General features: G+C 51.9%; 11 protein-coding genes and 1 pseudogene. 5 read left to right on the plus strand and 7 right to left on the minus strand.

Annotated features, from left to right (window positions below; translation table 11 throughout):
- Position 1 precedes the first annotated feature (1 nt).
- Positions 2-1,249, plus strand: coding sequence for a Zn-dependent hydrolase (locus tag KAJ71_RS00415; RefSeq protein WP_248943878.1), 1,248 nt, complete (start codon positions 2-4; stop codon positions 1,247-1,249).
- Positions 1,242-2,426 (plus strand): M20 family metallopeptidase, encoded by a 1,185-nt coding sequence (locus KAJ71_RS00420; RefSeq protein WP_141131067.1) that lies wholly within the window; start codon positions 1,242-1,244, stop codon positions 2,424-2,426. Before KAJ71_RS00415 ends, KAJ71_RS00420 begins: the two co-directional genes overlap by 8 nt.
- A gap of 55 nt (positions 2,427-2,481) precedes the next feature.
- Here the strand turns inward: KAJ71_RS00420 and KAJ71_RS00425 are convergent, their stop codons facing one another.
- Complete coding sequence (locus KAJ71_RS00425) at positions 2,482-3,687, minus strand: lysozyme inhibitor LprI family protein (RefSeq protein WP_248943880.1); 1,206 nt, start codon at positions 3,685-3,687, stop codon at positions 2,482-2,484.
- Positions 3,688-4,366: 679 nt separating this feature from the next.
- On the opposite strand from KAJ71_RS00425, the gene KAJ71_RS00430 reads away from it, so the two are divergent.
- Positions 4,367-4,864, plus strand: a complete 498-nt coding sequence (locus KAJ71_RS00430) for a hypothetical protein (protein ID WP_248943881.1) — start codon at positions 4,367-4,369, stop codon at positions 4,862-4,864.
- 100 nt (positions 4,865-4,964) lie between these two features.
- Complete coding sequence (locus KAJ71_RS00435; protein WP_248943882.1) at positions 4,965-7,061, plus strand: fimbria/pilus outer membrane usher protein; 2,097 nt, start codon at positions 4,965-4,967, stop codon at positions 7,059-7,061.
- Positions 7,062-7,154: 93 nt separating this feature from the next.
- Here KAJ71_RS00435 and yjiA read toward each other — a convergent pair whose 3' ends face one another.
- From yjiA to idi, 4 genes are all read right to left on the minus strand, one after another.
- Positions 7,155-8,117: a GTPase gene (yjiA, locus tag KAJ71_RS00440; protein ID WP_248943884.1), complete on the minus strand. Its 963-nt coding sequence runs from the start codon at positions 8,115-8,117 to the stop codon at positions 7,155-7,157.
- A gap of 23 nt (positions 8,118-8,140) precedes the next feature.
- A complete protein-coding gene (locus tag KAJ71_RS00445; protein ID WP_021179159.1) occupies positions 8,141-8,344 on the minus strand; it encodes a YbdD/YjiX family protein in 204 nt (67 codons plus the stop codon).
- Positions 8,345-8,538: 194 nt separating this feature from the next.
- Positions 8,539-10,692 carry a carbon starvation CstA family protein gene (locus KAJ71_RS00450; RefSeq protein ID WP_248943885.1) on the minus strand — a complete coding sequence of 718 codons (2,154 nt, stop codon included), beginning with the start codon at positions 10,690-10,692 and terminating at the stop codon, positions 8,539-8,541.
- A 200-nt stretch (positions 10,693-10,892) separates the two neighbouring features.
- Entirely contained in the window at positions 10,893-11,447 is a 555-nt protein-coding gene (idi, locus tag KAJ71_RS00455; protein WP_248943887.1) for an isopentenyl-diphosphate Delta-isomerase, read from the minus strand.
- Positions 11,448-11,562: 115 nt separating this feature from the next.
- Here idi and KAJ71_RS00460 point away from each other — a divergent pair.
- Positions 11,563-12,216: pseudogene (locus KAJ71_RS00460) on the plus strand (nucleotidyltransferase domain-containing protein); the annotation flags it as partial.
- 67 nt (positions 12,217-12,283) lie between these two features.
- Here KAJ71_RS00460 and yncE read toward each other — a convergent pair.
- Positions 12,284-13,360, minus strand: coding sequence for a 7-bladed beta-propeller protein YncE (yncE, locus tag KAJ71_RS00465; protein WP_248943889.1), 1,077 nt, complete (start codon positions 13,358-13,360; stop codon positions 12,284-12,286).
- Positions 13,361-13,628: 268 nt separating this feature from the next.
- Positions 13,629-14,450: an AraC family transcriptional regulator gene (locus tag KAJ71_RS00470; RefSeq protein ID WP_248943891.1), complete on the minus strand. Its 822-nt coding sequence runs from the start codon at positions 14,448-14,450 to the stop codon at positions 13,629-13,631.
- Positions 14,451-14,568: the final 118 nt, after the last annotated feature.

Here is a 14,568-nt window from a genome sequence, read left to right on the forward strand (position 1 = left end):
CATGAGCTATGCAAATCAGCTGCGTATTCAGCAGCACCTGGAACAACTGGCCGAGTTCACGGCTACGCCGGGCGAAGGCACGACGCGTATGAGTTACAGCCCACAAGGCCAACAGGCGCGGGCTTATATCAAGGCACAGATGCAGGCGGCTGGCCTCAGCGTTCGTGAGGACGCCATCGGCAATATCTTCGGCAAGAGCCAGGCGCAGGACCCGGCATTGCCGAGCGTGATGATCGGCTCCCACTTTGACTCGGTGCCCAACGGTGGCGCTTTCGACGGCCCTGCCGGAGTGGTGATGGGGTTGGAAGTGGCCAAGCTGTTTCAGGAACATCGGTTGCTGCCACGTTACCCGCTAGAAGTGGTGGCGCTGGTGGAAGAGGAAGGGGCCAGCTTTGGCCGTGGCCTGCTGGCATCCTGTGCGATTGCCGGTTCGGTGGATGCTGAAGAGTTGCACCGTCTGCGCGATAGCCAGGGGCAATCGGCGGCACAGTGCATGGCACAGGTGGGTTTTGATGCCGAGCGGGTGGCCAGTGTGGTGCGGGAGCCGCAAACCCTCAAAGCGTTTATCGAGCTGCATATTGAGCAAGGCCCGGTGCTGGAACAGGAAGGGTTAGACGTTGGCCTGGTGGATGTGATCGTCGGTATCACTCAGTTGGTCGTCACCATCACCGGTAAGGCCGGGCATGCGGGCACCACGCCGATGGATCGCCGTCACGATGCGTTGGTGGCCGCCAGCCAGGTGATCGCCCGCGTTGGCGATTTTGCCCGCCAGGCCGGTGATGAAACGGTTGCCACCACGGGGAAAATCCAGGTGTTCCCCAATGGGGCGAACGTGATACCCAGCAAGGTGATTTTCACCGTCGATATCCGTTCCAAGCGGTTGGATAAGCTCCAACAGGTGGTCGAGCAAACCAAAGCCTGTCTCCAACAGCAGGCCGGAACGGGGATTACCTGCCAGATTGAACAACCGTTGTTGGTAGAGCCGACGCGTCTGCACAGCGGTATCCACAGCCTGCTACAAAAACACAGCGAAGCGCTGGGCCTGAGCCACCGGACCATGGTCAGCGGAGCAGGGCATGATGCGATGATTTTTGCCGGGATCACCGATGTGGGGCTGGTGTTTGTACCCAGCAAAGACGGCCTGAGCCATCACCCCGACGAATGGACCGATTATGAGCAAATTCAGAAAGGCATCGACGTTATTTTTCAAACGGTAAAAGAGATCACAGAGGCAAGCAGTTATGACTAATAAAGCTATCGCGCAATCCATTAAAGCCCACGTGGAGGCGATGATTGCGTTCCGTCGCGATCTGCATGCTCACCCGGAACTGCCTTGGGAAGAGGTGCGCACCACCCAGAAGGTGGCGCAAGCGCTGGAGGAGATCGGGATCCCTTATCGTCTGACGACGCCAACGGGCGTGATTGCCGAGATTACGGGTGGGCAGCCTGGCAAGACCGTGGCCCTTCGCGCCGATATGGATGCGTTGCCAGTACAGGAACTCAACGACTCATTAAGTTATAAATCGCAAACTGACGGCAAAATGCACGCCTGTGGGCACGATGCCCACACCGCCATGCTGCTGACGGCGGCTAAAGCCTTGTACGAAAACCGTGAGAGCCTGCGTGGCAACGTACGGTTGATTTTCCAACCTGCGGAAGAGATTGCCCAAGGCGCGCGTGAGATGGTGAAGCAGGGCGCAATCGAGGGCGTGGATAACGCGTTTGGTATGCATATCTGGACCACTAGCCCATCGGGCAAGGTGTCTTGTAATGTCGGCTCCACTTTTGCTTCTGCGGATTTGCTGAAGGTGAAGTTCAAAGGGCGCGGCGGCCACGGGTCAATGCCAGAGGCCTGTGTGGATGCTGCGGTTGTCGCCTCGGCCTTCGTGATGAACGTGCAGGCGATCGTTTCCCGTGAAACCTCTCCGCTGGAGTCGGCGGTAGTTACCATTGGCAAAATGGAAGTCGGCACCCGGTTTAACGTGATTGCTGAAAATGCGGTGCTGGACGGCACGGTGCGCTGCTTTAACGTTGAGGCACGTGAGCGTATCAAGGCGGCGATTGAACGTTACGCAGAGCATACGGCGGCCATTTACGGTGCGACGGCGCAGGTGGAATACACTTACGGTACCTTACCGGTGATCAACGAGGAGCGTAGCGCGTTGCTGGCACAATCGGTGGTGCGTTCGGCCTTTGGTGACGAGGTGCTGTTTGCCGAAAAACCGACGACCGGCGGTGAGGACTTCAGCTTCTTTATTGAAAATATCCCCGGCTGCTTTGCCCTGTTAGGCTGCGGCAACCCGGAAAAAGGCACCGATTGGGCACACCACCACGGCTGCTTCAATATCGATGAGGACGTGATGGCGACCGGTGCGGAGTTGTATGCACAATATGCCTGGAGCTATTTGCAGCAGGATGCGTTTTAAGCCCCATAGCTTTATTGGTCAACATTGAGTGCGGTGATGCCCTTCACCGCACTTATCAGTCCTCTGGCCCGCTCATCTCGCTGATAAAGTCCATTCTGTCACTGAGCCAGGTGTTCACTATCGCATCGGCGGCTGTGGCCGCATCGCTGGCCGAGAAATGCTTCTCTGTTTGTAACCAACCCATGGTCGCTAGACGCGCCGGTTCGATGGCGACCAGCAACTGCTCGCGTTGCGCTTGTGGCCAAACCTTATCATCAGACCAACTACGGATTAGCTGTGCAGGATCGTCCGTGGCTGGCGTGCGCTGACTTGGCTTGAGGAAATCCTCGGGAGAGACGGTGGCGTGCAGGCGGAATATGGCCCAATCGGCATAGCTGGCAAAGCGGATGGTACCGGAATTTTCACTGGCCTTGCCAATCATCGGTTCTATTAACTTAGTAAGTTGCTGCCAGGCTGGCCGTTCGAACAGCTCACCCAGCGGTGAGCAAATGGGGGCCTGTGAATCACGAGATGATCCATATAACGCCCCAAAGGCTTCATAAGCCGCTGCGCCCTGCTGCTTGAAGATAAAGCAATGCACATAGGGGCGACCATCGGCATTTTCGTAACCGGCTCGCTCAATGGTCATACGCAATAGCGTCAAAACCGCAACATCATGACCGGTCTTGGGATCGTTCTCGATATCACGTAACACTGACTGGGAGAATGTGTCGTCGTTCATCGCCTTAATCACGCTTTGATGCCTGGTTTCTACCTCGGCATCCGTGACCTTGCTGGCGGGCGCAAACTGATGCAGGTAAATCAGCCAGGCGGAGGCTAGTGGGCCGCGATACTGCTGCAACTGCTGTGCCGCTGCAACCGGATCTGCCGGGATGCTGGCGATGATGTTATCTAGCGCTGAGGCGGCCTGCTTGGCGGTGTTCTGCAACTGGGCGGCGCGTTGGCTAAATAAATCGCTCAGGCAGCTTTCCTGACCGTTGCAGGTATCCCGCTGCTTCAACCAGCTACGTTGCTCGGTGCGTAATGTGTCGGCCTGATCCCCTGGCAGGTTTGCCATCGTCAATTGATAACTTTCGTTCAGCCTGTCGTCAAGGCTGCTCAGGTCTGGGTTATTGCAGATGCTATACTCGATATCGCTGGTGGCTTTGGCACAGTCGAAAGAAGCGGCATGTACCGTCGTGTTGACCCCGAAAACCAAGTACAGGCAGAGCAACAAACGCGGGCTGCCTGGCAAGTTAGCGCGTTGAAGTCTGACGATCATGTTGAATTCCTTATTGTTATTTTGGTTGTTCATTGATTTATCCAATGCGTTTTTACACGCAACTTCTAGCTCTACTTGCAACAAAAATGACCTGTTTGCCCATAGATAAATCCTCATTAAGATATTAACGGAGTATATACATTTTTATTATCTTATAGAAAACGACAGAATATTTTTCATGGAGTTTAGTTGTAGGGAACTACATGCGGGTGGTTTGGCATAAAAATCTAGGTGGTAACCATACTGGGCACCAATACGCCGCGAACCTGTTCTCAGGGCTTGTATCTCGTCCCCGTGTGCTCAACGGTTGTTACTGCATGACTCCTCTCTGGCTGAAACTTAAAGTGTCTGAAGCTTAATGTGAAGCGGTATTAAGTGTAGCTATTTAGAGCTATTGCTTGATCGGGGAGGTGTAAAGACATTATGAAATAATCGGCCTCATGCTAAGGAGAAATAACACTCTTTTCATGAGGATTAATAATTAGCATTCTCATTATTGGCTTTGCGTTTTGTTTTTTAATTGGTTGGCATGGAACATTCTTATTTTAAAGTTAGATTGATCTGAAATTGATATCTTCCTGTTTGGTTCTCTTGTTTTTTTTAGTTCCATAAACTAATGTTCACCGGCTTTCATTAGAAAGTACTATTTTTCTTAGTTTTAATAGAAGGAACTACACACATGAATAAAAGTAAACTAGGTATTTTGATGCTGGGTGCTTTGGTATTTTCCGCTAATACTTTTGCAGGTACTATTAGTAGCCAAGAACAAAACATGCGTAACACAGTAACCAAGTGCATCAATGACATCCAGCAGAGTGAAAAAGCTGGGCCTATTGATGGTAAAACGGTTCTTGATGTTATATACGGTACAAGCGAGGGTGCGCATAAGTACTGTAGTTCCGCTGCGGATAAAACAAGAAGCGCGATTACTCCTGGATATAATCAGCAAGAACAATGGGATGCCGAGTTCCTGGAGTTATTTGAAGAATATGGAGCCATTCCTAAGGAAGATGCAAACAAACCTTATGCCTTGAATATGCTTAAAAAGATCCGTGCTCTTGCCGCGCCGAGTAAACTGGATGGGCGTCATGCTCAGTCAAAACTTTATGTTTATCGTGCTATGATGCAGGAACTTGATAAGTTAGATGCGCTTTTACCTTCCATTGAAGGTCAGTAATACAGTTTGATTTTATTGATTAAATAATTATGTACCGGCCTGTTAATTACAGTTCAGTTGCCGGTGCATTTTTATTAAATGCAATTTAAATGTTTTAATTATGAATAAGTTGTCACTCTCTCTTCTTATGCTACTAATACCTTCCTATTTTACCCAGGCGGGGGAGTTTTTCTATGTATCTGAAGGGGAACGGGATTTAGGCCATGTTGAATTAAATATATCTGGGGATGGTTTCCCGTGTTTTGATAGGCAAAATCTTTTAGCATGGGGCATTCTGACACAAGAAAATTTTGGTGAGGTAAAAGAAACTGGCTGTATTAAAGTAAAAGATCTTTATCCATTGAATATTACGGTTACTCTTATTGATAAGGTTAATCTTCTCATATTTACATTTTTAGAAGAAACTAAAGTCAAGATAGATCCCCGTTTGGCTATGGAAAATAGAGATGACGGTATTCCGGCGATTATTTTAAATTATGATCTTAACTATAAGAAATATCAGGGAAGACGTTACGCTCGAAGAAAAAGAAAAGATAACATGGTGGTTGAGTTAGAGTCCGGTGTTAACTATCAACAATGGCGTCTAAGATCAAAGCAATCTCATGATAATGAATATCTGCAGCAGAAACGGGTAAGATTTAATGAACTTTATCTTGAAAGAGATATCCCAGTAATAAATTCTCGGCTGCATATCGGTGAAGGTTACAATAATTCTTTCTATCTTGATTCCTTTCCCTATCGAGGGATAAAACTCGCCTCAGACGATAATATGTTTTCTGCCGCCCAGGGGGCCGTGTTGCCGTGGGTATATGGTGTAGCGATGAGTGATGCTGAAGTTGAGATCAGGCAGAACGGCAAGCCGGTTTATCGCACTATGGTTCAATCCGGAGATTTTGTCCTGAGAAACATCAAGCTGTTTGATAAATCCGGTTACGTTACCATGACGGTGAGAGAAAGCGATGGAAGTACAAGTTATTATGATGTTCCCTGGAATCGACTGGATAACATCCTTGATAAGAATGCCTGGAGATATGACGTTTCTATCGGAAAATTCATGAGTAATGAGAGAATGGAGGAGTCCCATGCCATTTTTTTTCAAGGAGGGGCAGGGTATGGTATTTCTGCGGAAAATTCATTGTATGGTGGTGTACTAATATCACCAGGTTACTATACTCACTCATTAGGTCTTGGCCAGCGATTAAAGCAATATGGTGACGTCGTTCTTAATCATCAGTACAGCAGTATAACATCATCAACTCAGGAGGCGGTTATCGGTGAGCGGCTGAGGTTACAGTATGTTACTGATTTCAGCAAGGCGAACTCGAGTGTTAGATTAAATGCTGATTATTATCTGCAACCTCATTTTAATGATTTTAATTCTTATTCATATAACTCAAAATCACAGTATTTCTGCTGTGATTATTCTAAGAAGGAATACGGCTTTGACTTTACCATAAATGCCTTTATTAGCGCCTCACAGAATGTATCTGTAAATGTTAATCATGAGAGGTTTAAGGAAAGCCAAAGTAAGCGAACGTCCTACTCGCTGAAACTGATGCAAAACTCGGCTAATCTGTCATTTGACATGAATATGTCATATGACAAATATCAAATGCAAAAAAATGACATGCGTTTTGCTATTACCTTCAGAGTGCCACTGAAAAAAATAGGGATTGCTAATACCAGTTTAAATCTGGGATACAGCTATAACCCCTATGATCTATATCAAACTGAGCTTGGCGTCAGCGGCAGGCGGTTAAATAACAACCTGAACTACCGGTTGACAACTCGGGACGGTAAAAAAGGTGGGGCAAGCTATCAGGCGAATGCCAATTACCGTTATACCGCTGGTGAATCGAGCATCAGGTATATGTCTGGAACCAATTACGCGCTCTATTCGGCGCGTAGTGCAGGTTCGTTGGTTGCGCATGAGGCAGGGATCACATTAGGGCAAACGTTAGGTAACACTAACGCACTGGTTTATGCCAAAAAACATCCTAATGCGGCGATCCCTGAGCAAGTTAATGTTATAACCGACGATCATGGCTATGCCATTGTTACCAATCTCATTCCCTATCAGGTCAATGGTGTCAAGGATGAGATCGGTCTGGAGAAAGAGTTTGGCGAAGAGTCGCAGAATGAAGTCGTTAAAGTGCCGACATTGGGTGCACTATCGTATTATGAGTTGGTTAATTGAGTGGTGAAAAACATTTTGGATCTTTATCCGGTTTTAGTGCCAGGCTGTGTCCCCTGTATTGAGGAAGCCAGCCTGGGAAGCGCCTGTAGTATTTTACGCCAGCGCAGCAAACCCCTCCCGGATTTCATTTTCCGGTAAATCTATACCGATAAACACCATCGTGCTTTTGCACTCTTCCTCCGGCAACCATTCACGGTCCCAGTCGGCGTTATACAGACGCTGCACGCCCTGGAACAACAAGCGGCGCGGTTCGTCTTTAATCGACAAAATCCCTTTATAGCGCAGCAGGTTATCCGCGAACTTCAGCAATAAGCCTTCCATCACTTCGGAAATCTGCATCAGCTCCAACGGCTGGTCGTGATAGACCACGATCGACTGGATGTTGTTCTGTGCCTGCGGGATACGGCGGAACAGTGGGGTAGGGGCTGCCACGTTGAGCTTATCGTTAAGCACGAAGCCTTCGATATCAAACAGCACGCCGAGATCGATATCGCCGTGAGTCACTTTATATACCGGTGCGCGGGCGTTCATCAGTTGCAAACGTTGGATCAGCGCTTCGTTATCCGGTGCCACATCGGTCTTGGTCAGCAGGATGCGGTCGGCATAACCCACCTGGGCCTGCGAGATAGTGAACTGGTTCAACTGTTGATCGGCATGTACCGCATCCACCAGCGTGATAATTCCGTCCAGCAGGAAGCGTTGGCCGATGACTTCGTGCGAGAAAAAGGTCTGGGTGATCGGGCCGGGATCGGCCATGCCGGTGCATTCGATGATCAGCCGGTCAAATTCCAGTTGCCCCTGATCGACGCCGTCTAGCAGATCCAGCAGCGCGTCTGCCAGCTCGTTGGATTTGCTGCAACAGATACAGCCATTGCTGAGGGTAGTGATACGGCTGGCGCGGTCTCCGATCAGTGCGTTATCAATCGGCACTTCACCGAATTCGTTCTCAATGACGGCAATTTTGTAACCATGGTTTTCATTCAGAATGTGGCGCAGCAGGGTGGTTTTGCCCGCGCCCAAAAAGCCCGTCAGGATGGTGACTGCAATGGGTTTCATGCCTGGTCCTTTTACTTACTTAACTAGCAACAGCGCATACCGCCTTTGCCATCGCCGCCGTAGCGGGCATCCTGGCGTTCGCGGAAGAACTCTTTATAGGTCATCACCGGTTTGTCCGGATGGTTGTCTTTCATATGCTGGACGTAGGTATCGTAGTCAGGCACGCCCACTAACATGCGTGCTGCCTGCCCGAGATATTTACCCGCCTGGCCGAGGTTTCCGAACATAAGTCTGCTCCAAAGATAAATACCCTATACCCTTCGTCTTTCAAGCCACAACGTTGTTGACTGCGTCCGTAAACCCCAGTCACTTACCCAAAAGTAAGCTCCTGGGGATTTACAAACTTGCCGCCTGGCTGCGGCTTGAAACCCATTAGGGTATTAATTAAGTATCATTATGCAGGGTATCTATCAAATCACCATCAGTGGTGCGACGAAACTTTGACGCCACCCTCAGGAACCGGCACGTATGGCGTTTCCTGATCGGTACGTTTCGGGTTTTTGTGCGCCGCCATGGCGGTTTTAATACCGAAGAAGATGATGCTGTACACCACCAGCAGGAACAGGATGCTCAAACCGGCGTTGGTGTAGTTGTTCACCACGATATGGTTCATGTTGGCAACCTGCTGTGCGGTCAGCTCAGCGCCGCCTTCAGCAATTTTGCGTTTGTACTCGTTGGCCTGGAAGAAGAAGCCTTCCAACTGTGGATTGTCGCTGAACAGCTTCAGACCCAGCGCGTAGGTGGTACAGATCAGCAACCAAACGGCTGGGACTACGGTCACCCAGATGTACTTGGTGCGCTTCATCTTGATCAATACCACGGTGCTCAGAACCAGCGCTACAGCAGCCAACATCTGGTTGGAGATGCCGAACAGCGGCCACAGGCTCTTAACGCCGCCTAACGGATCGACCACGCCTTGATACAGCAGATAACCCCAAAGCCCAACGCAGCCCGCAGTACCGGCAATACCGGCCACCAGCGAATCGGTTTTCTTCAGGAACGGGACGAAGTTACCCAGCAAGTCTTGCAGCATGAAGCGACCGGAACGGGTACCTGCATCCAGAGCGGTCAGGATGAACAGCGCTTCGAACAGTATACCGAAGTGATACCAGAAGCCCATGTTTGCGCCAGGGATGACCTGGTGGAACACGTGAGCGATACCGACTGCCAGAGTTGGTGCACCGCCGGCACGGTTCAGTACCGAAGGTTCGCCGATGTCTTTGGCAGTTTGCAGGATCTGCTCTGGGGTAATCACAAAGCCCCAGGAGCTGACGGTTGCGGCAGCATGCGCGCTGACATCACGCAGAGAGGCCATGATCATCGGCGCATCTTCTGTGCCCAGGCGGTGCAGGTCTGGCATGGTAATGCCCAGTGCCGCAGGTGGGGTATTCATGGCGAAGTATAAGCCAGGTTCGATGATCGAAGCTGCGACCAGCGCCATGATGGCGACGAAGGATTCCATCAGCATGGCACCGTAACCGATATAGCGGGAGTCCATTTCGTTGGCCAGCAGTTTCGGTGTGGTACCTGAAGCGATCAGCGCGTGGAAACCGGAAACGGCACCACAGGCAATGGTAATAAACAGGAACGGGAACAGGGTGCCTTTCCAGACCGGGCCGGTGCCGTCAACAAACTGCGTTACCGCAGGCATTTTCAGCTCTGGGTTGAGGATCACGATACCGATCGCCAGCCCGACGATCACGCCGATTTTCAGGAAGGTGGCCAGATAGTCACGCGGTGCCAGGATCAGCCATACCGGCAGCAGGGCAGAAACGAAGGCGTAACCAATCAGCGTATAGGTGATGGTGGTGTCTTTAAAGGTCAGCGCCGGGCCCCAGTATGGGTCGTGGGCAATCACGCCGCCGAACCAGATGGAGGCGATCAACAGCACGATACCAATGATCGACACTTCACCCACCTTGCCAGGGCGCAGGAAGCGCATATACACGCCCATAAACAGCGCGATTGGCACGGTGGAACAGACGGTGAACACGCCCCATGGGCTTTCGGCCAAGGCTTTTACTACGATCAACGCCAGCACCGCCAGGATGATGATCATGATCAGGAAGCAGCCAAACAGCGCGATGGTGCCTGGGATTGGGCCCATTTCCTTTTTGATGATCTCGCCCAATGAGGCACCGTTACGGCGTGAGGAGATAAACAGCACCATAAAGTCCTGTACCGCCCCTGCCAACACCACGCCGCCTAGCAGCCACAGCGTACCGGGCAGATAGCCGACCTGTGCCGCCAACACTGGGCCAACCAACGGGCCAGCACCGGCGATTGCCGCAAAGTGGTGGCCGAACAGCACGTTTTTATTGGTGGGGACGAAGTTCAGGCCGTCGTTGTTCACCACCGCCGGTGTGGCGCGTGTGGCGTCCAACTGCATCACCTTGGTGGCGATGTAGAGGCTGTAGTAGCGATAAGCCACCAGGTAGACCGCTACCGAAGCAACGATGATCCACAGTGCACTGATGCTTTCGCCACGGCGCAATGCGATGACACCCAGGCAGGAAGCCCCAAGTATCCCCAGCAGCATCCATGGGAGATGTTTTAAAATTCCCTCGCGTTTCATGAGGTATCCTTTTCCTATCTGCAAAAATTGAGTGATAAATCCGATTCTTAGATGTCGGACATTTAGCTGTAGCGTCTTCCCCTGGTTAGGGTCAGGTTTAGGAACAGCTCATCATTGCCAGGCTGGATAGGGAAAGACATCTGAATTTCAGCCAGCGGTTTTATACGCTGGTGAACGGTTGGAATGGCGGGGTGAGTGGTTTAGGCGGAAGTGCGAGTGGCGAAGGCGATCAGGTTTTGCTCCATCTGGGCGCTAGCCAACTGCTGTACCATCCAAGGGCTGAAGGCCCAGGGGGTTGCCGCTACCGCAGCGATCAAATCGGGTAAATCAACCCAGTGGAAGTCCATCACTTCATCTGCTCTGGCTGCAACGGCACCCGTAGCCAATGCCGCGTAAACCGGGCATATTTCATTTTCCATAATGCCGGAGGCGTCTGTCTCGCAGTAGCGAAAGTCGGGGGCGACTGCGGTGATCTGTTCAACGCTCAGACCCACTTCATACCGACAGCGTTGCTCGATAGCGTGTTCGGCGCTCTCTTGCCACTGCGGATGGCCACAGACCGAATTGGTCCAAACGCCTGGCCAGGCTTTTTTGCTCAGCGCTCGGCGGGTGATCAGTAACTCGCCCTGCGGGTTGAAGATCCAGCAGGAGAAAGCCAGATGCAGGGGCGTTTGTCGCTGGTGGGCGGCATATTTTTCCATCACGCCAGTGGGTTGACCTTGTTCATCAAGTAAAACGACATGCTGCTGGGTCATGAAGATTCCAATTTAATCGCGATGTACGACTATTACTATACACCTGTCTCTTAATGTATGGGCACTTCATGCTGTGCCCATTCAGCCTCTATTTTCGCACCTCATCCCAGCTTAACCGGACAGCGATTACGACGTGCGCTTTTTGTATGTCCACCCGCCGCAGTGGTATCTGCGGGTAGAAGCGCAGCGGGATGTGATAGAGCTGCCAATCGATCATGAGCTGGATGACTGTGGTTGGGAATGGCGTAAGGCGCTCGGCCTGCTGAAACGGGCTAACCCTACGCTGATCGAGTGGCTGGATTCACTGGTGGTATATCAGGAAACCGCTGAGAGCGTCGCAGCGTTGCGAGGTGTGGTGCCAGAGTGGTTCTCCGCGCAGCGGGCGCGTTGGCACTATCTGTCGATGGCCAGGAAAAACTTCCGTGGCTATTTGCAGGGTGAGCAGGTACGGCTGAAGAAATATTTCTATGTGCTGCGTCCGCTACTGGCAGTGCGCTGGATAGAAGCGGGCAAGGGCGTGCCGCCGATGCGTTTTGACCAGTTGCTGACAGGGACGGTGGAGGAGCCGCTGTTGTTGGCGGAAATCCATGAATTACTGGCGGCGAAACGGCGTGCAGGGGAGGCGGAGTACGGCCCGCGCAGGGAAAGGATCCACGCGTTTATCGCGCAGGAACTGAAGGCGGATGCCCACCAAGAAGCTTTGCCCGACAGCCCGGCCCGCAGCGACAAATCGCTGGATGAACTGCTTTATCGCACGGTGATGCTTTAGACACCGGCGTCAAACGTTACACGTTCGATTCCCTCTCCGTGGGGAGAGGAGAGGGAGAATAATGCTATTATTTCAATGCAATACGGATCACGTCATCCGGATCGGTGGCTTCTTTTTCACGGCTGGAAGCCTGTTTGACGCTCACGTACAGCGTCTTACCATCTGGTGACAGTGCCAGGCTGTTCGGATGCGTTGGCGTCTTGATGGTTTCCAACAGCTTGTAGCTCTTGGCATCGATCACACTCACGGTGCCCGCTTGGCGATGAGTAACGTACACTTCATTGCGCGCTGGGTTAAACAACACGGCCAGGGATTCCGGCACGTCGATCTTTTGCAGAATGTTGCCGTTGTTGGTATCAACAACCAGCACTTGCGGCTGCTTGGAGTCGGTGATGAACGCACGGTGGGTTGCCGGATCCAGGCTGATATTCAGGAAGAAGTGTTCCTTAGATTCATCCAACTTCTTACGTGACAGCACTTTGTTGGTTTTGGTATCGATAGTGACCAACTCGCCATCGGCATTGGTAACATACAGGCGGCTTGCCGCTGCATCCAGCGCCAGACCGGTGCCGTATTTACCGGTTTCGGTGATGGTGCTACGTAGGGTCAGATCTTTGCCATCCACTACCCAAACCACGCTGGACTCGCCCAGACCGGTGATATAGACGGTGTCCGTGGTCGCATCTGCCACCAGCTCACGTGGGGCCAATGGTTTCACGGTATCAGAGCGTTTTCGGGCATCCAGCACCAGGCGGCCTTTCACTTCGCCGGTTTTACTGTCGATGGCGGTCAGCGAGCTACCTTTGGTGTTGCCAAAATACAGGGTGTCGGTCTTGGTATTGATGGCGGCACCAAACGGTTTGATATCGTTATGAATGATCTGTGTGATATCCAGCGTTTGTGGATCGAGGCGATAGACGATGCCGCCCTTATCCAGCTTGCGGCTCTGTGACGTTGCCAGATACAGCGCATTCTCGCCCTGGCTGTACACCATCTCGTAAGCGCCTTTACCTACCGGCTTACGCAGCACTTCCGGCTCGGCCTGTGCCAGCACAGAGGTGGAAAACATCAGGCTGCTGAGAAGCAACAGAGGGTAAACCGCACGTCCGCCAAACTTACGGCTGGTGGTCATCATAGCGTTCATAAAAGCTCCATTTCATCAAAAGATAGTTCACCACCAGGCTGTTGCTCGGCGGTTAAATCGGGCTCAACATTGAATCGAAAGCAAAATCTGGCCGGTCATGTCATCGCATGCGGCTCACTATGTTGTGAATGATAATCATTATTCTTACGGAAGGGGAGCACTTTTGTTGTTTAGGGCGATAAGTGTCACGTTTAGGGCAAGACTCTTAACGATCTGAACGGGCGCAACATGCAGCATCCCTGCACGGCGAGCTGGTGGAAGCGCGGGCTCACAGAGTTATCGCACCCGCAATCGCCTGATCCGCAGCGGCTTTTTCAGCCAGATAACGAGCCGGGGGTTTACCCACCGCTTTACGGAACATGGTGACAAAGCCGCTGGCGCTCTCATAGCCAAGATCTAACGCCACGGTCTGGACGCTTTCCCCCTGGGTTAAACGTTGCAGGGCCAACATCACATGTAATTGTCGCCGCCAGTGGCCGAAGCTCATGCCCATCTGCTGTTGCAACGTGCGGCTAAGAGAACGCTCGCTCATGCCAATGCGTAGCGCCCACTGGCCCAGAGTGGACTTATCGGCCGGGTTGGCCAGCAGTTGCTCGGTCAGTTGGCGAATGCGGACATCATTGGACACCGGCAGGTGCAGGTTCTCCAGTGGCGCGGCGGCCAGTTGATCCAACAAAACCTGCGCAATGCGGCCTTCCGGGCCCTCTTCCGGGTAGAGAATATCGAACTGGCTGGCCTGTAACAGCAGCTCTCGCAGCAAAGGGGACACCGTTAGGGTACAGCAGTTTTGCGGCAGGCCGGGGATGGCGTCCTGCTCAACGAACAGGCAATAGCACTCGCTTTGACTGGTGGCCCGTGCATTGTGGCTGACGTTACTGGGCATCCATAGCGCGCACTGTGGCGGCACCAGCCACAAACCATTCTCGACTTCGCAGCGGATCATGCCACGCACTGTGTAAATCAATTGCGCTTTACGGTGGCGATGATGGGTGCATTCCCAGTCTTTCTGCACGCTTGATGCCTGAACCGCGAAGATGGCGCGTGGCACGTTATCGATATCGGGTCTAGGATCCTGGCAACTGGCTTTCATGAGAATAGTTATCATATTGGCGTGTTTGAGCAATATTATGTCTTGATTGTGCAATGTGGTCTAGCGCCAACGTCGATAGAGTAAGCGCCACTGGCGTGTTTTGTGGTAACACGCTCAT

This window comes from Serratia silvae (genome assembly GCF_023282985.1).
GTDB classification, from domain to species: domain Bacteria; phylum Pseudomonadota; class Gammaproteobacteria; order Enterobacterales; family Enterobacteriaceae; genus Chania; species Chania silvae.